General features: G+C 38.4%; 17 protein-coding genes and 1 tRNA gene. 12 read left to right on the plus strand and 6 right to left on the minus strand.

Annotated features, from left to right (window positions below; all coding sequences use genetic code 11):
* The first annotated feature begins 212 nt into the window (after positions 1 to 212).
* The 10 genes from IPO83_01770 (at position 213) to IPO83_01815 (ending at position 12,818) form a co-directional block, all read left to right on the plus strand.
* Positions 213 to 2,426: a VCBS repeat-containing protein gene (locus IPO83_01770; GenBank protein MBK9730010.1), complete on the plus strand. Its 2,214-nt coding sequence runs from the start codon at positions 213 to 215 to the stop codon at positions 2,424 to 2,426.
* A 45-nt stretch (positions 2,427 to 2,471) separates the two neighbouring features.
* Positions 2,472 to 5,081 (plus strand): gliding motility-associated C-terminal domain-containing protein, encoded by a 2,610-nt coding sequence (locus IPO83_01775; GenBank protein MBK9730011.1) that lies wholly within the window; start codon positions 2,472 to 2,474, stop codon positions 5,079 to 5,081.
* Between the two features lie 29 nt (positions 5,082 to 5,110).
* Positions 5,111 to 7,735, plus strand: a complete 2,625-nt coding sequence (locus tag IPO83_01780; protein ID MBK9730012.1) for a gliding motility-associated C-terminal domain-containing protein — start codon at positions 5,111 to 5,113, stop codon at positions 7,733 to 7,735.
* 123 nt (positions 7,736 to 7,858) lie between these two features.
* Positions 7,859 to 7,940 (plus strand) — tRNA-Leu (locus IPO83_01785).
* 128 nt (positions 7,941 to 8,068) lie between these two features.
* Complete coding sequence (locus IPO83_01790) at positions 8,069 to 9,109, plus strand: site-specific integrase (GenBank protein ID MBK9730013.1); 1,041 nt, start codon at positions 8,069 to 8,071, stop codon at positions 9,107 to 9,109.
* Positions 9,110 to 9,756: 647 nt separating this feature from the next.
* Positions 9,757 to 10,137: a hypothetical protein gene (locus IPO83_01795; GenBank protein MBK9730014.1), complete on the plus strand. Its 381-nt coding sequence runs from the start codon at positions 9,757 to 9,759 to the stop codon at positions 10,135 to 10,137.
* Positions 10,138 to 10,202: 65 nt separating this feature from the next.
* On the plus strand, positions 10,203 to 10,535 hold the full coding sequence (locus IPO83_01800) for a killer suppression protein HigA (protein ID MBK9730015.1): 333 nt from the start codon (positions 10,203 to 10,205) through the stop codon (positions 10,533 to 10,535).
* 21 nt (positions 10,536 to 10,556) lie between these two features.
* Positions 10,557 to 11,663, plus strand: a complete 1,107-nt coding sequence (locus tag IPO83_01805; protein ID MBK9730016.1) for an ImmA/IrrE family metallo-endopeptidase — start codon at positions 10,557 to 10,559, stop codon at positions 11,661 to 11,663.
* A gap of 14 nt (positions 11,664 to 11,677) precedes the next feature.
* The gene (locus IPO83_01810; GenBank protein ID MBK9730017.1) at positions 11,678 to 12,535 is read left to right on the plus strand and encodes a hypothetical protein; all 858 of its coding nucleotides are present in this window, start codon (positions 11,678 to 11,680) and stop codon (positions 12,533 to 12,535) included.
* 67 nt (positions 12,536 to 12,602) lie between these two features.
* Positions 12,603 to 12,818: a hypothetical protein gene (locus IPO83_01815; protein MBK9730018.1), complete on the plus strand. Its 216-nt coding sequence runs from the start codon at positions 12,603 to 12,605 to the stop codon at positions 12,816 to 12,818.
* A 5-nt stretch (positions 12,819 to 12,823) separates the two neighbouring features.
* On the opposite strand, the gene IPO83_01820 is transcribed toward IPO83_01815, so the two are convergent.
* The 4 genes from IPO83_01820 to IPO83_01835 form a co-directional block, all read right to left on the minus strand.
* On the minus strand, positions 12,824 to 13,597 hold the full coding sequence (locus IPO83_01820) for a sce7726 family protein (GenBank protein ID MBK9730019.1): 774 nt from the start codon (positions 13,595 to 13,597) through the stop codon (positions 12,824 to 12,826).
* Positions 13,598 to 13,842: 245 nt separating this feature from the next.
* The gene (locus IPO83_01825; protein ID MBK9730020.1) at positions 13,843 to 14,721 is read right to left on the minus strand and encodes a toll/interleukin-1 receptor domain-containing protein; all 879 of its coding nucleotides are present in this window, start codon (positions 14,719 to 14,721) and stop codon (positions 13,843 to 13,845) included.
* 248 nt (positions 14,722 to 14,969) lie between these two features.
* Positions 14,970 to 15,353, minus strand: a complete 384-nt coding sequence (locus IPO83_01830; protein ID MBK9730021.1) for a toll/interleukin-1 receptor domain-containing protein — start codon at positions 15,351 to 15,353, stop codon at positions 14,970 to 14,972.
* A 200-nt stretch (positions 15,354 to 15,553) separates the two neighbouring features.
* Complete coding sequence (locus IPO83_01835; protein MBK9730022.1) at positions 15,554 to 15,910, minus strand: hypothetical protein; 357 nt, start codon at positions 15,908 to 15,910, stop codon at positions 15,554 to 15,556.
* Positions 15,911 to 16,147: 237 nt separating this feature from the next.
* Between IPO83_01835 and IPO83_01840 the strand changes: the two genes are divergently transcribed.
* Together IPO83_01840 and IPO83_01845 are read left to right on the plus strand one after the other, a co-directional pair.
* Positions 16,148 to 16,591 (plus strand): helix-turn-helix domain-containing protein, encoded by a 444-nt coding sequence (locus tag IPO83_01840; protein ID MBK9730023.1) that lies wholly within the window; start codon positions 16,148 to 16,150, stop codon positions 16,589 to 16,591.
* Between the two features lie 22 nt (positions 16,592 to 16,613).
* Positions 16,614 to 16,934 (plus strand): hypothetical protein, encoded by a 321-nt coding sequence (locus tag IPO83_01845; GenBank protein MBK9730024.1) that lies wholly within the window; start codon positions 16,614 to 16,616, stop codon positions 16,932 to 16,934.
* Between the two features lie 110 nt (positions 16,935 to 17,044).
* Here the strand turns inward: IPO83_01845 and IPO83_01850 are convergent, their stop codons facing one another.
* Both IPO83_01850 and IPO83_01855 read right to left on the minus strand, forming a co-directional pair.
* Positions 17,045 to 19,900 (minus strand): T9SS type A sorting domain-containing protein, encoded by a 2,856-nt coding sequence (locus IPO83_01850; protein MBK9730025.1) that lies wholly within the window; start codon positions 19,898 to 19,900, stop codon positions 17,045 to 17,047.
* Positions 19,901 to 20,146: 246 nt separating this feature from the next.
* Complete coding sequence (locus IPO83_01855; GenBank protein MBK9730026.1) at positions 20,147 to 20,857, minus strand: endonuclease III; 711 nt, start codon at positions 20,855 to 20,857, stop codon at positions 20,147 to 20,149.
* Positions 20,858 to 20,922 lie beyond the last annotated feature (65 nt).

Here is a 20,922-nt window from a genome sequence, read left to right on the forward strand (position 1 = left end):
TTTACCTCGTAGCTGTGATCTGATCATGGGGTACTTTCCCCCGTTAAACTGGATTTGGAATCATTAGCGCTCGCAACATTCAGCTAATAAATTTATTGTGATGATTGATATGCCACCAATTGATTAAAGCACATTCTCCTCATTCTTAATTCCTAATTCCAATTCTCTCCTCCCTTTTACCTAATTTTCCACCCTCAATAAATCATGTCAGCATGCGCCACCGGATTTTAATTGTTATGTTCATTTTTATCTGCGCTGTTGCAAATGCACAATTCAAGATCGATCAATCAATACAGGTAAAGAATTTGGACGGCACAGGCATGAAACTTCCCTGGGTAGGAGGGTTGAACCAAGCACAGTTCTCCGCTGTAGATATAAATAATGATGGTACCGATGATCTTTTTGTTTTCGACCGCAGCGGCAACAAAGTGTATACTTTCATCAATCATGGAACACCTAATACGGTTGACTACACTTACGAACCTGAGTACGAAGCAAGCTTTCCAGCAATGGAAAACTGGGCGCTCATAGTGGATTACAACTGTGATGGCATAGCAGATATTTACACACATACGCATAATCCGGCAACGGGTATCCGGGTATTTAAAGGATCGTATGATATCAATAACGTGATACAATTTCAACTTGTGGATGATTTGCTGCAATATCCTTTTAATTCCTTCGAAGTGAATCTGTACGTGAGTGCTGTTGATATACCTGCCATAGTTGATGTAAATCATGACGGCGATATTGATATTCTCACCTTTCAGCAAAACGGAGGCTATGTTATTTATTATGAAAACCAATCACAGGAAAACGGACATGGCTGTAACGATTTAACGTATGAACCAGTAGACCAGTGCTGGGGCGATTTTTTTGAAAGCGGTTTCAGACGGGAAGATTCACTCAGTGTGCCTTGTCCGTTTTTTACGGGAGGTGATGATGAACCTGATGAAAGAGAGTTAAGGCATACAGGCTCCACCTTGCTTGCATTTGATGATGATGGTGATCATGATGTAGAACTTGTTACAGGAGATATTTCATTTTCAAATATCGTTTATCTGCACAATGGAGGAACACCTTCCAATGCTTTGATCACAAGTCAGGACACTGTTTTTCCTTCCTATAATTTAAGTGCGGATGTGTACACTTTTCCGGCCGCTTTCCTGGTTGACATGAACAACGATGGATTGAAAGATATGATAGTGACTCCGAATAACCAGGTTGGAACTGAAAATTATAAGTGCGTATGGTATTATCAGAATAAAGGAACAGTTGTTACTTCAGACTTTGATTTTCAATCAGACATCTTTTTGGTGAATGACATGATTGATGTTGGAGAAGGCGCCTTTCCTGTTTTCTTTGACGCGGATAATGATGGCCTGCCTGATCTGCTCGTTGGCAACTATGGTTATTTGAATCTTAGCTCACCGGGCACTTACGACGGACAGATTGCCTACTACCGTAATACCGGCACCAGTACAGCGCCCTCTTTTCAATTAGTGACCATTGATTATGCAGATATTCTTTCGTTGGGTGTGAAATCAGTCTATCCAACATTTGGTGATCTTGACGGTGATGGAGATGCCGACATGATTACCGGAAGAGATGATGGCACGTTGCTCTATTTTAAAAATACTGCCGCAGCAGGTGCACCGGCAAATTTTGTATTCACAAGTGAGAATTATGCAGGTGTTGATGTCGGAAATTTCAGCACTCCGCAATTGGTGGATGCCAACCACGATGGCTTGCTTGACTTACTGATAGGCGAACGCGATGGCAATCTGAATTATTACCAGAATACCGGTACTGCTTCCAATCCTGTTTTCGGTGCAGGCAATAATTTTTTTGGACAGGTGGATGTACGGCAGGTTGGATACACAACAGGTTATAGTGCGCCGTATCTTGTTCAGTTGCATCCGGGCGATGATTATACATTGTTGGTTGGTTGCGAACGCGGATTTATTTTTCAATACACAGACATTGAGAACAATTTGAGTGGAGCTTTTCTGAAAGCAGATTCCACGTATGCGGAAATATACCAGGGACTTCGCGCTACTGTGAATGGTGCCGATATTGATGCTGACGGTAAATTAGAGTTGCTGGTTGGCAATTACAGAGGCGGCGTAACTTTTTACAACGATGCACCGAATGTTGCCGTGCCGCTGGTTAGTGCCGGCCAGGTTATCAGTGTTCATCCAAATCCGGCATCTGAAGACATTCAGGTGGACATTCCTTTTTCCATGCAACACGAAATGATCAGGATAATAATGGTCAATAGTTTGGGAGTAGAAATTTTTTCAGATGAATTTAAAGCTGAAAATTCGTTGCATATTAATAGTTCCCGTTTCCCGTCCGGCCTCTATTTTCTCCGGATGAACGATGAAATAAACAGTTTTGTGGGTAAAGTTCTTATCAGTCATTAATTTGTCTTCAAAGATTAGTTATCTTGCCAAGGCCAAATTTTAAAAATGCGTCAACATTTAGCATCCATTCGAACCGGGTATGTTTTCTTAATGGCTGCATTATGTTTGTTCCCGTGTTTTGCATTCGCTTCACACATTATCGGAGGAGAACTTTCTTATGAATGTAATGGAAATAACAGTTATCAGGTTACCTTGAAAGTTTACCGCGATTGTTACAACGGACAGGCTCCATACGACAATCCGACTTACATTTTTATTTACGATAATACAACGAATCAACTTTATACTTCCCTGTCCATCACATTTCCGGGTTCAGATCAATTGCCAAACAGTACAGGCGACCCTTGTTTAATTGTTCCACCTAATATTTGTGTGGAAGAAGCGATTTTTACCAAGCAGGTTAACCTGCCACCTACCGTTGGCGGCTACAGAATGATTTACCAGCGTTGCTGTCGCAATTCCACGATCGCGAATATTGTTGATCCTGCAAATACCGGTGGAACCTATGAAGCAACCATTCCTGGATCAGCGCTGGCGGTTTGTAACAGCAGTCCTTACTTTGTAAATTTTCCACCCACTATTATTTGTATCAATACACCTTTTGTTTTCGATCATTCTGCAGTTGATCCGGATGGCGACGACCTGGTGTATGAATTATGTTATCCTTATGATGGTGCAAGTTCTTTTAATCCGCAACCTACGCCGGGCAGTCCGCCTGTTAACTATAACAACATAAATTTTCTTGCTCCTTATTCCTACGATAACCCAATGGGAGGCGCTCCGCCAATGGCCATTGATCCGGTAACAGGTGAATTAACAGTAACACCTACAGCGGTAGGGCAATATGTGGTGGGAGTTTGTGTGAGTGAATACCGTAACGGAGATTTATTATCTGTTCACCGGCGCGATTTTCAATTTAATGTGACCAATTGCAACAATGCGTCTGCTTCTATCAATGGCGGTAGTAATACGGTGAACAGCCCGGCGCTTTTCAATTCGTGCGATGGATTTACTTTTTACTTTCCGAATAATTCAAACAATGCAACTTCCTATCATTGGGATTTCGGAGTACCCGGACTTACGAATGATACCTCTAATCTTGAAGTGCCTGTATATACTTTTCCGGATACGGGAATTTATGTAGTGACATTGATTGCAAATCCCGGTTCTACATGTGGAGATACAGCATATGGAATTGTGTATGTCTATCCTGTTTTAGATGGGGAGTTTTTATTTCCGAATGGTTGTGTGATTGATTCACTCCAATTTACTGATCAGTCAACCTGTGGTGTTGGTAATATAAATTACTGGTACTGGAGTTTTGGAACATTTGGAAATTCATTGGAGCAAAATCCTGTTTTTGCATTCGACACCACCGGTACGTATTATGTACAATTGATTGTAGGAACAGACCTCGGGTGCCTCGATACAACATTTGGTTTCATTACTATTCATGAAAAACCGGAAGCAACGGCTTATCCGGATACGATTATTTGTTCGCTGGATACTATTCAGTTGTCAGGGTCGGGTATTGGAGATTACAACTGGAGTCCAGCATACGGTTTGAACAGCAATACTTTGCAGACGCCATTGGCCAGCCCGAATGTGAACACACATTATGATCTCACAGTAACTAATCAGTGGGGTTGCAGTGATACGGCTAGTGTGCAAATTAATGTATATGATACCGTGATTGCTTTTGCAGGAAATGATACCACCATTTGTCCTGGTGACGTTTTGCAATTAAATGGTACCGGAAGTGTGTATTTCAACTGGTCACCGGCCGCAGGATTATCTGATCCCACTATTCCGAATCCGCAGGCACAACCGGGCGCTTCCGTCACGTATGTTATGACTACATTCATTGGTTCGTGTGTTGATGCTGATACTCTTCAGATACTTGTGAAACCCAATCCTTCTATTGAGGCAAATTCAGATCAAACCATTTGTATTGGTGACAGCGCATTCTTAACTGCATGCTGCGGAACAGTTTATTCCTGGAATCCTTTTAACTCAGTGGATAATCCTTCCGCTCAAAGCACATTTGCGCATCCTACAGCTACAACTGTATATCACTTGCAGGCTTCTGATTCCAATAGTTGTCCGGTTATAGTGCATGATTCTGTCATCGTTTATGTAATTGACCCATTGCCTTTGATTGTTACTCCGGATACCATTATATACTTAGGAACTTCTGCCACGCTTCATGCATATGGCGCTCAGACATATTTCTGGACACCTCCGGATTATTTAAGTGATCCTTATATCAATAATCCGGTGGCTACTCCGGTTGAGACAACAGTATATACCGTTAATGCGATTACGGAGGAAGGCTGTCCGTTAACTGCTACTTTAAAAGTTGGAGTAATTGAAGATCCATTGGTGGTTTTTCCAAGTGCATTTACGCCTAACAGCGACGGATTGAATGATCAGTTTTTACCTGTTGTGTTCGGATTATTTGAATCTGAAAGTTTTAAAATTTTCAACAGGTGGGGTCAAATGATATTTTCTTCCAAAGATTTTAAGGCGGGTTGGGATGGCACTTTTGAAGGAAAAGAGGAAGCTATGGGAACATATGTTTACTTATTGTCCGGAAAGTCCCTGACAACGGGCAAAAATTACTTTCTAAAAGGAAATGTTGTATTATTACGTTGATTAAATGAGTTGAAAAACCCGAATTTCACATGAAAAAATGTTTACGCTTTTTCCTATGTGTAGCCATTGTTACCCTGCAACCGATTTTCTCCAAAGCCTCGCATATTGTAGGTGGTGAAATGACTTATGAATGTCTGGGGAATAATGAATACCTGATCACTCTTAAAGTTTACCGTGATTGCTTTAACGGTGCTGCAGGATACGATGATCCGACTAATGTTTTCGTTTTTGATGGTAACGGGAACATTGTTGCAACACTTCCTATTCCTTTTCCCGGTTCAGATACTTTACCAAATAACACGGGCAATCCATGCTTAGTGGTACCACCCGGAATTTGTGTAGAAGAAGCAATATTTCAATACAATGTATTCCTGGATCCTTCACCCGGCGGCTACTCTATGGTCTATCAGCGTTGCTGCAGGAATTATTCCATAGACAATATCGCCAGTCCTGATAATACCGGAGCTTCCTATCTCGGTCACATTCCCGATCCTGATTTAGCTGAATGCAATAGCAGTCCTTACTTTAAAAATTTTCCGCCACCTATAATTTGTTTAACTGAACCATTGATATTTGATCACTCTGCAATAGATCCGGATGGCGATTCGCTGGTTTATATGATCTGCGATCCGTATATCGGAGGAAGTTCCTTAAATCCAATACCCAATCCGGCATTACCTCCTCCTTATTCTTTTGTAACATTTGTGTTGCCTTACTCTTCATCGAATCCAATGGGTGGATCGCCTTCATTGGCTATAAATTCTGCCACAGGAGAATTGACAGTTACGCCTACCACCACAGGTCAGTTTGTAGTCGGCATCTGTGTTTCTGAATACCGCAACGGACAATTTCTTGATGAACACAAGCGCGATTTCCAGTTTAATGTAGCGCAGTGCATTGGCCCGCAGGCTTCTATTGATGGAGAAGCGAATACAGTCGATAATCCGGCAGTTTTCAATACCTGCCAGACGTATACTTTTAATTTCCCTAACAATTCTTCAAATGCCACTAGTTATTTCTGGGATTTCGGAGTTTTGACTTCTTCAACTGACACCAGTTCAGCTATCAATCCAACCTTTACCTTTCCGGATACAGGACTCTACCACATCATACTGTATGTAAATCCGGGAAGTACCTGTGCAGACACTGCTTATGGAGATGTGTATGTGTATCCATTTTTTACGGCCGCCATTTCAGCTCCGGATGGTTGTGTTGGGCAACCGGTTCAGTTCAGCGATAATTCCACTACCACTTTTACTACAGTCAGTGACTGGCTATGGTCGTTTGGAACCGGTGACACCTCAAATTTGCAAAACCCTGCTTACGTATTCGATGAAGTGGGAACTTACACTGTAACATTGATTGCAAGTAATGAAGCAGGTTGCACCGATACCATTTCTGATGTGATTATTATTTTCCCTAGTCCCACCATCAATGCAATACCTGATGATACCATCATTTGCAAACTGGACCAGATTCAATTGAATGCTGCGGCAACCGGAGCAAACAATTTTAACTGGGAACCAAATTACAACCTGAGCAACCCGAATATTTCAAATCCGTTGGCCGGTCCTGATGTTACAGTCACTTACACGGTTTCAATCTCCAACAGTTATGGTTGTGTTGCAATGGACAGTGTGCATGTGGAAGTATATGATACCGTAATTGCCCATGCCGGAAGTGACACTACTATTTGTCCCGGCGGTTCTGTGCAGCTAAATGGTTCGGGAGGAATTAATTTTTTGTGGGCGCCACCCACAGGATTAAGTTCCACTTCAGTCTATAATCCAATTGCATCACCTGCTTCCACTACCAGTTATATTTTTTCTACCTCGGTGGGTTCCTGTGCTGCAAAAGATACGGTGATAGTTTACGTAAAACCGTTTCCAACTATTGTTGCTGGTCCTGATGTGAGCATTTGCCAGTATCAAAGTGTTCAGATTTCAGCTTCGGGAGGAACGTCTTATTCGTGGTCTCCTTCGGGCACTTTGGATAACGCCGCTTTAGAAAGTCCGACTGCTACACCATTGGTTACCACTACTTATACCGTATCCGGAACCAATGCAAATGCCTGTCCCTTTGTAGGACAGGACAGTTTAACCGTAAGCATCATTCCAATTCCCCCGATTTTTATTACAGAAGACACAACCATCATCTTAGGAACGTACACTGTGCTTTCAGTAACCGGCGGTGCTTCCTATGTTTGGGTACCTTCAACAGGATTAGATGATCCGACAAGCCCGACACCTGTTGCATCTCCTACAGAAACTACTACCTATGTGGTTTATATTACTACTGCGGATGGTTGTCCGACTACTGATAGTGTTACCATTACTATTGTGTTGGATCCGCTGGTAGAATTCCCGACTGCGTTTTCTCCCAATGGTGATGACAAGAATAATTATTTCCGTCCTCTGATTCTTGGTCTCGCACATCTTGATGAGTTCAGAATATTTAATCGTTGGGGACAAGAAGTTTTTGCCATCAGCAATGTGAATGTAATCGGAGGACCGCTGCCTGAAAATCTCAGTTGGGACGGAACTTACAAAGGAGAAGTTCAGCCTGTAGGCGTGTATGTTTATTATCTGAAAGGAGTAGCATCAGCTACCGGACTCACGATCGCGAAACAAGGCAATCTTACATTGGTTAGATAAGTAGCAATAATAATTTAAAAAACGCGCGGTATTCATTTACTGCGCGTTTCTTTTTTTTATATCCGAAGCGGAAAGATTTTTTACTTTTGCCCCGCTTCAAAAAGCATCCACCTCATTCACAATGCCCGGGTGGCGAAATTGGTAGACGCACCATCTTGAGGGGGTGGCGCCGTAAGGTGTACGAGTTCGAATCTCGTCCCGGGCACTATACGTATTGATAATGATTAGATTGATGTGAAGCGTTTAGGAATTTTTTCCTAAGTGCGACATAGTAGTAAAATATTACAATTAATTCGTGCCTCTGTGCTGGCGGAATTCCCATCGGAATTTCCAATGGAACAGATAAAAAAAATTTTGTTTTCGCCACCCGTTTTACATAAAGGAAAGAGGTGGAATTTAGTAGTATTTGCTACCCTGCCCACGGGAACAACTCTACGGCTTAAGACCTGCGGGGGCATCAACCGAGGCAATACCACTGAGGAAAAAGAAAAGAAGGCAGCTGCCTTCTTGAAAAAATTTAAACCGGAAAGAGATCTCTTTACCGGTGTAAACAATGATAGCTATCAAGCGAAGCTTGACTATTATATTAAACAATACATCGAGAACCATAAATACTTCTGGAAACCACGCACCAGGGACACATATTTGCCAATTCTTCGAAGATTCAACAAGTGGTGCAAAAAAAATAAAATTCTGGTAAAACTTCTGAGCGATGATCAGGCAAATTTATTCATGAGTGAAGCTGTCGGATCATTACACCGCACTACTCATAACCTGTATAAAACAAGCCTTCAAACTTTCTACAAAACCTTCAGGAAGAGAGATAATCCTTTTGAAACAGTTATTAAGTTCGCTGAATGTAAAACACCACAGAGGGCCTTCTCTAATTTAGAACTTAATAGAGTACTCAACTATTTCCACGAAAAGGATCCACAGCTTTTCCTTTTTGCTTACTTCATACTGTTTACTTTTTTAAGAGTTGAGGAAACACGAACGCTTCGGGTAGGAGATATTGATTTCAATGAGAATATCATCAGGTTACGATTTGAGAACAGTAAAACAAACCGGAATAGATTTCATGCCCTTACACCGGATATATTAGATCACATGGATCAAATACGTAAGAGTGCATTGAATTTTTATGTGTTCGGCAGTAATGGCGAACCTGGAGCTACTATGAGGGGTAGAAATCATTTTGGTGAGCTGGCAAGAAAGCTGCTTGATGAATGTGGTTTTGATTCACATTATTCACTATACAGTTTCCGGCATACTGGGGCAATTTTACTATATAAACAATGCCATGATGTGAGGATTGTGCAACAAGCTATGCAGCATACTAATTATGGAACTACGGAAAAATATTTACGTAATTAAGGTGTGTTGCAATCCTCTGAAATATTCAAAAGAAGAATCCCATTGAATCTTACGGGCATTTCTGCGGATAATCGAACATCAGTAGAGATACCGATGTGATATCATTGTCTGAGTTTATTAATAATTGCAAATTCTATGAATTCTATTTCATCAGGTTCAAAGACTGATTCAAAGCCTCCTATGTCACTATTCCACGGAAAAAACAAGACAACGACCTTCTAGTGGCATGCCTATATTTTCGGCAGGTTTTAAAAAGGAAAAATGAAAAAAAAGGATTGTAATAGGTAAAAAGGTCTAAAGGATACCGAAACCAATTGGGTAAATGGACTAATTTGTACTATTCGTTGATAATTAATGATTTAATAAGTCCGAATGGCACCCAATTGCAGCCCATTTGCCCTAAAAAAGCAGTCCAATTATGTTTCCAAAAAGATCTTGTGAACGGAAAAAGAAGTTTACAGGATTTGCAGATTTCTTTTTTAACTATCCATTTAGAATTCTTATTATCTGTATTGTGAGTTGCAATTGCGAAATGAAAAGAGTACCCCAAATTTTTATTCATAAAAGTATATTACTATATTTATGAAGTCTCTTCTATGTTATCGCAATAAATAAAGGAGTCACTTCAGCTAATTTTAAACAATAATATGATAGACCCTACTGGTAAAATTACTTTAGCTAAGGAAGCTGGAAATTTCCTGTATCAAATCTACAACTCTATAAAGGTTAATCGTCCGGCAATTGCAGAGGCAGTGACAGCTATTCAAAAAGCGGTAATTAAGACACGCAATTTCATTTCAGATCAAGGTTACGTAAGAAATGAAGAATTAACAGAGTTATGGCATATTGCTTTAAATAAAGTAGTCGCTGCAGGAATCAAGGAAAAGCTTCCCACATACCTCTATCACAAAGCAAAATTCTGGGGTACTCCCGAGGATTGGTTAAATCATCCTCCAACCCTTGAATTAGTACCACAATTGGATCAATTGGATGAAATATGTAATATGCTATTACTAAAGATCTCATAGAAAAAACTTAGGAGGATAAAATTTAATTTTAATTACCCTTTTTCGGTAATAATAACTATCTTTGTATGAAGATTGAATACAGCAGTAATAAACTCAGAAAACAATTAAGTACTGCTTCTGAGATGAAAAAAGGATTTGGAACTAATGCAAAAAGGCTTTCTAATAGATTAGACGACATTATTGCTTCTCCCAATCTTCTAATTTTAAAACAGATACCAGCTGCGAATTGCCATGCTTTAGTAGGTGATAAAGAAGGCCAATGGGCAGTGACTGTTACCGGTAACTTTCGTTTGATATTTTCAATAGCAAATGATCCCGTACCAAAGAAGGAGGATGGAACAATCAATCTTGAATTAGTAACTGAATTGTCCCTTTTGGAAATTACAGACTATCACTAACTAGTTAATTATGGAATTTGTATGACTAAATTAAGAGATGAACGCGAACTTCTTTCAAAACCTGGTGATACTATCCTGGAAACAATAGAGCATCTCAAGATGAGTCAAGTTGAATTAGCCGAAAGGATGGGGAAAACTCCTCCCAAGATTAATGATATAACTGCAGGAAAAGAACCAATTACAATATTGACAGCCCTTCAATTAGAAAAAGTTCTCGGAATTGACGCTCAGTTTTGGTTAAATCGTGAAACTCTTTACAGAGAGAAATTATCAAGAATTCAAGAAGAAGAAGCGTTAGAATTATCATTAGAATGGTTAAAGGTTCAACCCAGAAAGCATTTGAAAGAATATGGTTATCTTAAAAGTGATAAAATCGATTACCAAACTTTAAATGAATGTTTACAATTTTATGGAATAGCATCACCAATTCAATGGGAAACATTCTATGTGAACAATATTGTATCTACCCAATTTAGGAAAAGTGGTGCCTATAAAGTGTCAGTGAGTAGTTTAATAGCATGGTTAAGAATTGGAGAATTAGAAATGAAAAGACTTACTCTACCTGCCTTTAATAAAGAACATTTCAAAGAGTCTCTTAAAGATATTCGCAAACTTGTAAAAATTCAACCAGAAGATTACGCCCAGCAGTTAAAAGCCATTGCATTCAAAGCTGGAGTTTGTATCGTATTTTCTATATGCATACCCGGTGCACCTGTAAGCGGTGCTACTCGCTGGATTGCTGGAAATCCATTAATCCAAATAACAGACCGCTTTAAATTTAACGACGAATTCTGGTTTACAATTTTTCATGAAGCAGGGCATGTATTATTACATGGGAGGAAGGATATATTCATTGAAGATTTCATTGAAGCAAATCAGGATGAGGAAAAAGAAGCACAAGCTAATGATTTTGCAAACAAGGTTTTGTTACCTTATAATATTGAATCCGAATTTGAAAATAAATTTTCCGAAAGTGATATTCGTCGAGTTGCTATTAAGTATGATACACATCCTGCAATAGTTCTCTATCGGTTAAAAGAACTAGAACTAGTAAATTACTCATTTGGAAATTCACTTAGGTATAGAATCACATTTGTTAACTTATTAAGGCGAGGAGACCATATGTAATAAAAATTCGTAGCATGAATTCTCAACTAAGGTATGTACCAGCATTTAGATGTCGTCAGCAGGAAATAATAGTTATAAAATCTTTCGATTTTGGCGATCGAATATATCCACTTCTTGAAATTATTCAAGAAAATCTTTTAAGGGAAGAATCGGTAAATAAATCGAAAAAGAAATCCAATAGAGCTAAAAGAACAAGAACCTTTGAAGATGAATATTTGCCCATACTTAAAAAGATTAAAGCAAAAAAAATCTTCATTGACCTTCCTGTTCAGTTAAATCCAACCGGGAAAAAAAATAAAATCATTCAGTTTCTGCAGGAAATTGTGGGGGATATGGAAAAACGCATTGAATATATTAAAAAATTATCTCCACTTTCTACCTATATAATTCCTGTTATTTCTACATACTCCCAAAGATCCGGTACGCTAAACTCAATTACAACTCAAGAAGCACGACTGCGCAACTTCTTTCCGATAATAGCTTTTCGAACTTTTCGGATAACTGTGCAGAATGATTTAGCCCAGATTAAACCAATAATAAAACCATCTGACTATATCATTCTAGATCTTGAAGATGCCTCAACAGCTGATATAGACGGGGAATTAAAAGAGAACATTTCACAAATAAAAGAACTGAATTGCACAAAAATCATCCAGCGGAATGCCATACCTAAAAATATTACTTATACAGGATTAGAACATGGCGCGCCTATTTTGAATATAGATAATGAATTGCTTAATAGGTTTCACGACCTTGGTGGAGATTGTTTCTCCGATTACGCCGGGATTAAAAAAAGATTTTGGAGTAGGTGGCGTGATAAGCCCTGGTTATCTTTATTACGACGCTGTAAGCAATTCATTTTATGGGTATAGATTTAAGCATGGAAGCCATAAAAAAGATGAAAAGGGTCCTGAACCCTCTGAATTTGAAACTACAATAGTGCCAGCTGTAATTGCTTCTGAGGCCACTCAGAGAATGAAAGAACATTCATTGGATTTTTTAGGTAGTGACAATAAAGGTTGGAGTATTATCAATAAAATTCATCAGGGTTTAGAAAAAGGTAACAGCGCTGCTAAATTTAAAAGAATTGGAATGGAACATTATCTACATTGTTTAAAATGCAGAATAGCTAATCATGACTTTGATGTTACATGATACATCTAATTACTGTAAATAATTGACGGATGAATATTTGTATTGAAGAAAAACTGAACATCGATCGGGAAGATAGCATTCGAATTTTTACATAAAAAATCCCATCTATGCCTATAACGGGTTTTCAAGATTTTCTTGAATAACGAATTAATTTCTAATGCACTATGCGCTTGTAAAATATTCGTTGTAACTCCGTCACAATCAGGAAAATTCATTATTAATTCCTTTTTTGTTAATAAATCCAATTGGCACTTAGGTAAAATGTGATTATTTAAGGTTGCCTTTCTTAAAATTATAGATCGACTATCTTTGTAAATCAAAATACCCGCATTTTGAGGTAACAAAGCAATAGCATTTTTCTCGTGTTTGTGATCAATTAAGACATAATTAAACTCGAAAACAAGCATGTAATCTAATATTTGCTTTTTTAGTTTTGATAAATTATCTAATTCTGATTTTATCTCAAAGCTTGTGGTATGACCATTAATTGACAAAAAGTCTAATCTACTATTATTAACTTTTATTTCAAAAGCGCCTATCACATTCTGTTTTCTTTCGTGCATTTCAAATAGAGCATGTTTTAGAATCTCTTCCCCTCGATAATTTTCTATTAGTCTTTTATTCAAAACTTTGTGAAGTTCATACTTTGAATATCCTGAAAAGGATTCATTTGGAAATGCACTTTTAAGCAGTGATGCAAGCTCTGGGTAATAATTCATTGTCTTATATCTCTTTGCCAATGAATTAATATCTCTAATCAACGGACTTTGAAGCTGCATACTTGGATAGGTTTAGTTCGTAACATGTATATAATGGAAGATCAAAATGTGGAGTTGCATCAGCGATTTATTCTTTTTTACGAAGTTTTTTAAATCATTCTTTTTTTAAGAGAAAAGAACCATATTAAATGGGTTTAAAAAGTAAAATGAATTCAAAAAGATCATATCATCGTCAATGAGTTTGCTAGTAATGTAATCAATTTATTGAAAATTCAAAGGCCCTAAAAATTAATCAAGTTAAAATGCTAAAAAGGGAGATCTGAATCATCTCTTTTTACTATGTCGTAATCCTGCATAAATCTTTCCAATTTTCGAAATGATTCTAAAAAACCCACTCTATTTCCCCAATTACTTCCTTCATCTTCAACATTTGGTTCAAGGAAATTTCCTCTTGGATCAATATAAGATTGGATCGACCCAGAATCAAGACAAGATTTAGTATGTTCCCAATCCAAATCAAAAATATTTTGTGTTGATAATACAAAGGAATTTACAAGACCCTCAAATATATCTATGTCATAGTTTATTTTTGGAGTTGATAATTTTTTTTCTGTTGAAGTGTGTTTTGCTGTAAACCTAACGATTGCTAAGACCTCTTCTAATAATTCTCTATCATCGCGTAATGAGGTGTTCTCAACCTTGTTTTCTTCAAGAATCTTTAGTATTTTTTGATCAAGTTTCTGCCACCATAATTCAAATACTTCATCTAAAATCTTATCCTCAAGTTTTTGGTCACTAAGGCTATTGTTTATTGTCCTCAGAAGTTTTTTTACATCAAGCTTATTGAATTGAGAAGTTTGAAATTGAGTTAATGGTCCCTTAAAATCTGAGTTATCAAGACCAAAAAGTATTGGGCAAACTTTTGAGGTGTCAAGTGTCTTAGAAAGAGCACCGGCTTCAAACATCATCCATTGGCTATCTAAATTTTCTTTTGTAAAAATAAAAATCCCAATTTTACATTCTTCCAATTCCTTTGCGATATTAGAACTCCAACGACTACCTTTTTCAATGTCTGAAGGTGTGAAATATGGCTTAACTGCTTGTAAAACCGCTGGTAACCAATCCTTAAAAGTCTCACCAATTCTTTGACTTAATGGTCCTGACCAACTTATAAAAACTTTCATGATTCTATTTTAATTAATTCATTAACAAGGTTACATATTTTTTGCAGAAATTGACTAATATTTAAATTCAGAACTCATTATCTTTCGGAAGTTAATCCGAGAATTAAGAGGCCAGCCAATATACCAAATCCAATTTTTGCTTCACTAGCTTTTCTTTCATTTTCAATTCGTATTGCTTCAAGTTGTCGTTGTTGCATTTGTTGTTGACGAGTTCTCTGTGCCTCAATTCTTTTTAGCTCCTTTTGCTTTCAGTACATCAAAAGTGAACGACTCATGTTTTCTAAAGCTTTCTGAGGTTGATTTGGATCATACAAAATGTATCCTTTCCCAAAGTTAAAACCTGTAATTTTTTTGTCAATCCCCACTTGTACAATTTGCAGGTAGGGTTTGTTGAGTGATTTAATGTAGCCAATTTCTTGCTGGACAAAATTTGAATTGAACCCGTTTTCAGTTAACAGGATTAAAGCAATATCACTTGTCTTAATCATATTTTCGATCTTCTCTGTAATTGTTCTTTGCAGGTCTTCATAGTGCTCTGCAACAAGTAATGCAATTCCATGAGGTTCAAGAGTTTTCTTAATGCTATTTATAAGCTCATGGTCAATTAAAGCATGACTTACAAAAATTTTCATGTTAATTATTGTCTTCTTATTATTTCAAGTAATCATTATAAACTTTATAGTTTCAAGTTAATTGAGGTTTAATCATTGCAGGAAACAGATTGAAACGACCAAATTGAAATGTGGGACAAAAACTACCTGCGGAGCATGAAACTCAGTCCTTTTCACGTGTGCTGTTGGCAGCTGCTTTACGTTTCACGGTAATTCGTCATTTAGTTACTTCCTCGTTGCTCAATGATTTTACTTTCTATTCTCACATTGTCAATGTCTGTAGAAATATGATAGCCTATTGACTTTTTGTTTTCGTTATAGTCGTATTCAAAAAGGGGAATCACATTCTGTCCGCTTGCAACTTGATATGGGGTAACGACAATTTTATCTTCCGTAAGAAAAATAGTTTGTGTTGGATAATTTTTTAAGTAATAAATGTTCAACTTGCCCTTTTTAGAACTTCTATCATAAGTTGTGGTTAAAAGTTTGACAGTTTGATGAATTTTATTTTGAAGGTCTTGCACTTGAATTCCTGTTTTTGTCGCAAGTGATATGCAAAATTCAGTTTCTGGGTCCACAAAAAAGAATTCAGTTAAAGTTGAGACTCTATTAAATCGTTCCTCAAGTTGAGTTGAGTGAATGGAAAATCAGATTCTTTTGACTTTCAAAAGTCAGATGAAATTTTGAAATCAATTCAGTCAGAGTTTGGAAACAAATCCGTGAACGAACTTCTCACTCAGGAAAATGCTGACTATGATGCACTCTGCAAAAAGAATGAGCAATACACAGTAAGTAAATTCTAAAAACAAATCAAGATGGAAACTTTGAAATATAAAATCATCAAAAGCAAGAAGCAATACAATGAGTATTGCAATCAACTTGAAGAAATTCTAAACAGCCGCAGCAAATCAAAAGCGGTGAATGAGGAAATAGAATTGCTGAATTTGCTCATTGAGAAATGGGATAGTGAACACAATTCATTTCACGACTTGGACCCAGTTCAACTTTTGAAATCTTTGATGGAAGACCATAACATCAAGCCAATTTCATTGGCTGAATTGTTAGGAGTTAGCAAAGGTTTGGTTTCTGATATTCTGAATTACAAAAAAGGATTGAGCAAAGACATCATCAGAAAACTCTCTGACACTTTCAAACTTTCTCACGAAGCATTCAACAGACATTATGATTTGATTGCTTCAATCAACGGCAAACACACTCATTCAAAAGCTGCAACTTCAAGAAGAAGAATTGCGGTTTAATATTTTATCTACAACTCAGAAAATGGAAGAGAAATCAAAAAGTAGTTTTAAAAAATATCCAGAAGCGTGGAAGGTTTACATTGACTGTGTTCACAAATGGAAAGTAACGGAAGACGAACAATTCCCTAATGGTTGGAAATACGGAATACCAAATCCTGAAAATAGAAACGACTACTTATACTCTGACTGTCCAGCAAAATTATTTATTGAGTTCAAAAATCTTTTTTACCAAAATCATGGAATCATTGGGGTAAGAACTTTTTTATGGCGATTGGAAAAGATGGAAGGAAAAATTTCCAAATCAGAATATGAAAGCAATTTAAAATTCTTAGAAAGAATTTGAACTACCACTGCGATTTTATATTTGCGTTGTAGAGTTCGCTTTCTATGGAAATAACTTCAGCACGGTTAGCTTTCCCTCTTTTCTCCATCGTTTCAGAAACATAATTATGGCTATTGCTGAATGACCAGCTTCGCCAATAATGATTTTCCGTTGGCTTCTAATTGAAGAATATATATGCCTGAAGGGAGTTTTCTCAAATCCATGGAAACAAGCTGTGTATTTTCTTCTATCATATATTCAGACGATTGGACCAATTGATTCCCCGGTGTAAAAATTTTAGCCTGCAGCGAAACAGCTTCCGGTGAAGTAATCTTCATGGTAACGAAATCGGAAGCAGGATTAGGGAAGAGGCTCACCTGCATGTTTAATTGGTTGGAGACAATATCCTCTTGCTCCAGTTTGCAGAACCAGGGTGAGTTTTTGGTGAATGCATTTAGCCGGTAGCAGGCTTTTTTGTCGAATGAGCCTGTTGCTGATACAATTTTCAGCAGGTATTGACCGGCCGGCGCTGTATTAAAAATGATGGATTCGTCAGTTGCTCCCGGATTAGTGGACGAGTTGATCAACTGACCGTTTTTTTTGTATAAATAAAGATCATAATCAATTTTAAGATCCGAAAGTAGCAGCTTTAAATTGGTGACGGATGTTGTTTTGAATTGAAACCAGTCTGTATCTGTGCTTGCAGAAACAGAACCGGTATATCCAAAAAAATACGTATCATTTGTAGTGCTTATCTGTTTTGCAGTAGCCGAGGTATTGTTGGGTTCATTTTTGTCAAAGCATTCATCTGCAACATTTAGCTTAATCAATTGCACTTCATCGCTACCATTCGATCCTGATTGATAGACATCTGACGTAGTGAAGAAAGCCTGATCTGTGACGGCCACCATATACAGGGAGTTGTTTTTATCCCATTCAACATCAAAAACAGTTTGATCTCCTTTACCGCCTGCCGCATAATTCCAGACCAATGCGCCGTCAACGGTATATTTTGCAATGAATCCGTCTTGATTTACCGAACCGGAATCGGCGTCAAAAATATTACCATCGATACCCTCTTCTGATCCGGTTTGACCGACGAGGTATATGAAATTATTCGCCTTATCAACTGCGATTCCCCTTGAACGATCGAGGTCAGATCCGCCATAATAGGTTCCCCAGGCAAGTTGTCCATCAGGTGTAAATTTGGCCAGGTAGCCATCCGGAGTTGGATCTCCGTTGTTATTATAGCCTTCATTCCATTCAGTTTGTACAGCACCGGATGTTGCAATACCCACCTGGCTGATGGTCCAGCCTCCCATATATGCATTTCCATATGCGTCAATCTGAAGTCCGCGTCCATGTTCATCACCCTCGCCGCCGTAATAACTGCACCAATAAAAATGGCCTGTAGTATTCCATTTGGAAATGAAAGCATCTTGTGGCCCGCCACCATATACACTTTGATGAACTCCGGGCGATGCAAATTGAGTGGTGCTTTCACAGGTTCCCTGAATGTAAAAGTCACCGTTAGTCATTAATACGAGGTCGTGGGCTCGATCCTGACTTGGCCCGCTCAGATAAGAACACCAAAGCAGCGTACCACTATTGGTAAATGCACCTACCATTACATCTCCTGTCACTTCATCCACACCATTATAAATTTCCTGATAAGCACCAGGTGTTGAAATATTGTCAGGGCTGCAGGTATAACCATCAAAATAAACATTGCCTGAACCATCGCACTCTATTGCACTGATCTGATCTCCGTATCCGGTACCACCAAAGTAGGTTGCCCACTGACGGATGCCATAGCTGTCGAACTTTACCAGGAAGGCATCCATCGCGCCACCAAAAACGCTTTGATGAGATCCTTCAGTTGCGATACCGGTGCTGCTGTATGTATTTCCACCAACAAAAACATTGTGAAGTGCGTCAGCGGCAATTGCATGACAACCATCGCGACTGGTAGACCCATAGTAGGTAGCCCAGGTAAGTTTACCATTGGGTTTGAATTTGGCTGCAAAACCATCTACTACGCCTCCGCCAAAAGTAACCTGATAAGCACCCGTGCTGGCAATGTAACTTGTGCTCATGGTATTGCCCGCCAGCAATGGATTGCCTTTTTTATCAATTGCTAATTCACCTTCAAAAAGATCTTCATCTGCGCTGCCGCCATAGTAAGTAAACCAGGTAATGTTGGGGTCGATGATGAGGGTATTATTTGTTTTTTCTACTATATGATAACTTACCGTATTTTTTGTGACTACGTATTGAACATCCATTTTCACCTTTTTCTCTTCTGTATAGGCGAATATTTCGCCTTCATTTATCTTTCCTTTAGAAGAGAGAAGGTCGATGCTTCCATCAGCTTGTGGATTCAATGCAGTGGCTCCTGCATATTGCATCTTAATGATAGAAGCATCCGCTCCGGGATGTATTCTCCATTCATATTTCAAGAAATGATTTGTTTGATCCGGAGTTGAAAAAACGAGGTCAATTCCGGGATAGACATTTTTATAAGTAATCGAATGATAACTGCGCACGTTGGTAATTCCATTGGTGCCGGTATTGGTGGTATAGAAATTTAACAATGCTTCACTGGCGTCAGCAGGAATCAATTCAGCGGAAGAGGCTCCGATAAATTTAACATCTATCCTTTGCGATGAAACCTGCTGATTTTCCTCCGGCAAATCAGCATGCTTATTTAAGCCAGCCTCTGAATTTAATGAAGCTGATGGTGAAGCTTCATTGCCTGTAGCCTGAAATAATTCATAGCTGAATCCATCAGTTTTCAATTGGAGGTTGAACTGGCCGGCGGAATAAATATACCGGACAGAGGAATTTGGAGAATGGTGCTGATCCATCACCTGCCCTTTGTTTTCAACAAAACCCGTATTGATTTTTGAGGAAAACTGTTCTGTCTGAAAATGCTGTGAGAAAGCAGTTTGATAAAAAAAGCAAAGGAGATAAATGAAGCGCTTCATAATTTTATATTTATGGTTGAATAGAAACTGACTGCAGAATTAACGACAATTTTAATTTCCGGCTGCCGTAATTGCCTGCATCAGGATATTTTTAACAGGATGGTTCAGCTCTTTTCCTTTGATAAAGCTACAGTTTTATTCAAAGTAATTTAAAAATATATACGGTAACACAAGCATGTTAATCTTCTGAGGTAGTGAGCAATGAGAGATGAATAGTGAATAGGAATATTTAGCTGTCAGTAACATTCAGGATTTCTTTTTTTTCTTCTTCTTTGCCGCTGCAGTCATTTTTTTAATTGCTTCCTTATTTAATTGCTGCTTCATCATTTTCTCATATTCGCCGGCCAAATAGAAGTTACAAACCGGTCTCATAATGCACTCGGGACACATAGGAGCAGGCCGGCAAATTTCACGGCCGAGGAAAGAGATAGCCATGCCTGCTTCGCCCCAGTCTTTCGGATCGATAGCTTTCATCAATTGTTGTTCAATTTTCTCAGGATCTGTTCCTGTCGCTATTCCTAACCGCGGAGCCACGCGCATCACGTGCAGGTCAACGATAATGCCTTCTGCTTTTGCACCGGCTTCACGCATGATCACATTTGCTGACTTTCGGCCAATACCTGAAAAGTGAATCAACTCATTCATGCTAACCGGTGCTTTGCCTGACTTAATTTCTTTCGCAATTCCAATGATCCATTCGGCTTTTTTCCGCCCTCCGGGCACGCCTTTTATCAATGGATAAAGACCTTCCGGCTTTGCAGCTATTGATTTGAAATCAGGATATGCACCAAAAAGTGCAGGCGCAATTTGATTGATATATGCATCTGAAGAGCGTGCTGACAAAACCACCATTACCAGCAACTGATAATCATTCCGGTAATCCAGCGGATGTTTCTTGTTTTTGTACTTCCTGATAAGCGGTTTAATCGCTTTTTTCCAATCGGTTGTTTTTGCCATGGTTCCCAATTAAATTACACCCTGGTGTATAAGGATGAAGTCAAAATATTTTCTTTTTCTATTTA

The sequence above is a fragment of the Chitinophagaceae bacterium genome (genome assembly GCA_016717285.1).
In the GTDB taxonomy this organism is placed as follows: Bacteria; Bacteroidota; Bacteroidia; order Chitinophagales; family UBA10324; genus JACCZZ01.

What these genes read in the sequence shown, in the direction of transcription:
- IPO83_01790 (MBK9730013.1), top strand. Translation starts at nt 8,069, where the DNA reads ATGGAACAGATAAAAAAAATTTTGTTTTCGCCACCCGTTTTACATAAA.
- IPO83_01780 (MBK9730012.1), top strand. Translation starts at nt 5,111, where the DNA reads ATGAAAAAATGTTTACGCTTTTTCCTATGTGTAGCCATTGTTACCCTG.
- IPO83_01775 (MBK9730011.1), top strand. Translation starts at nt 2,472, where the DNA reads ATGCGTCAACATTTAGCATCCATTCGAACCGGGTATGTTTTCTTAATG.
- IPO83_01805 (MBK9730016.1), top strand. Translation starts at nt 10,557, where the DNA reads ATGACTAAATTAAGAGATGAACGCGAACTTCTTTCAAAACCTGGTGAT.
- IPO83_01855 (MBK9730026.1), bottom strand. Translation starts at nt 20,857, where the DNA reads ATGGCAAAAACAACCGATTGGAAAAAAGCGATTAAACCGCTTATCAGG.
- IPO83_01840 (MBK9730023.1), top strand. Translation starts at nt 16,148, where the DNA reads ATGGAAACTTTGAAATATAAAATCATCAAAAGCAAGAAGCAATACAAT.
- IPO83_01800 (MBK9730015.1), top strand. Translation starts at nt 10,203, where the DNA reads ATGAAGATTGAATACAGCAGTAATAAACTCAGAAAACAATTAAGTACT.
- IPO83_01795 (MBK9730014.1), top strand. Translation starts at nt 9,757, where the DNA reads ATGATAGACCCTACTGGTAAAATTACTTTAGCTAAGGAAGCTGGAAAT.
- IPO83_01850 (MBK9730025.1), bottom strand. Translation starts at nt 19,900, where the DNA reads ATGAAGCGCTTCATTTATCTCCTTTGCTTTTTTTATCAAACTGCTTTC.
- IPO83_01845 (MBK9730024.1), top strand. Translation starts at nt 16,614, where the DNA reads ATGGAAGAGAAATCAAAAAGTAGTTTTAAAAAATATCCAGAAGCGTGG.
- IPO83_01770 (MBK9730010.1), top strand. Translation starts at nt 213, where the DNA reads ATGCGCCACCGGATTTTAATTGTTATGTTCATTTTTATCTGCGCTGTT.
- IPO83_01830 (MBK9730021.1), bottom strand. Translation starts at nt 15,353, where the DNA reads ATGAAAATTTTTGTAAGTCATGCTTTAATTGACCATGAGCTTATAAAT.
- IPO83_01825 (MBK9730020.1), bottom strand. Translation starts at nt 14,721, where the DNA reads ATGAAAGTTTTTATAAGTTGGTCAGGACCATTAAGTCAAAGAATTGGT.
- IPO83_01810 (MBK9730017.1), top strand. Translation starts at nt 11,678, where the DNA reads ATGAATTCTCAACTAAGGTATGTACCAGCATTTAGATGTCGTCAGCAG.
- IPO83_01820 (MBK9730019.1), bottom strand. Translation starts at nt 13,597, where the DNA reads ATGCAGCTTCAAAGTCCGTTGATTAGAGATATTAATTCATTGGCAAAG.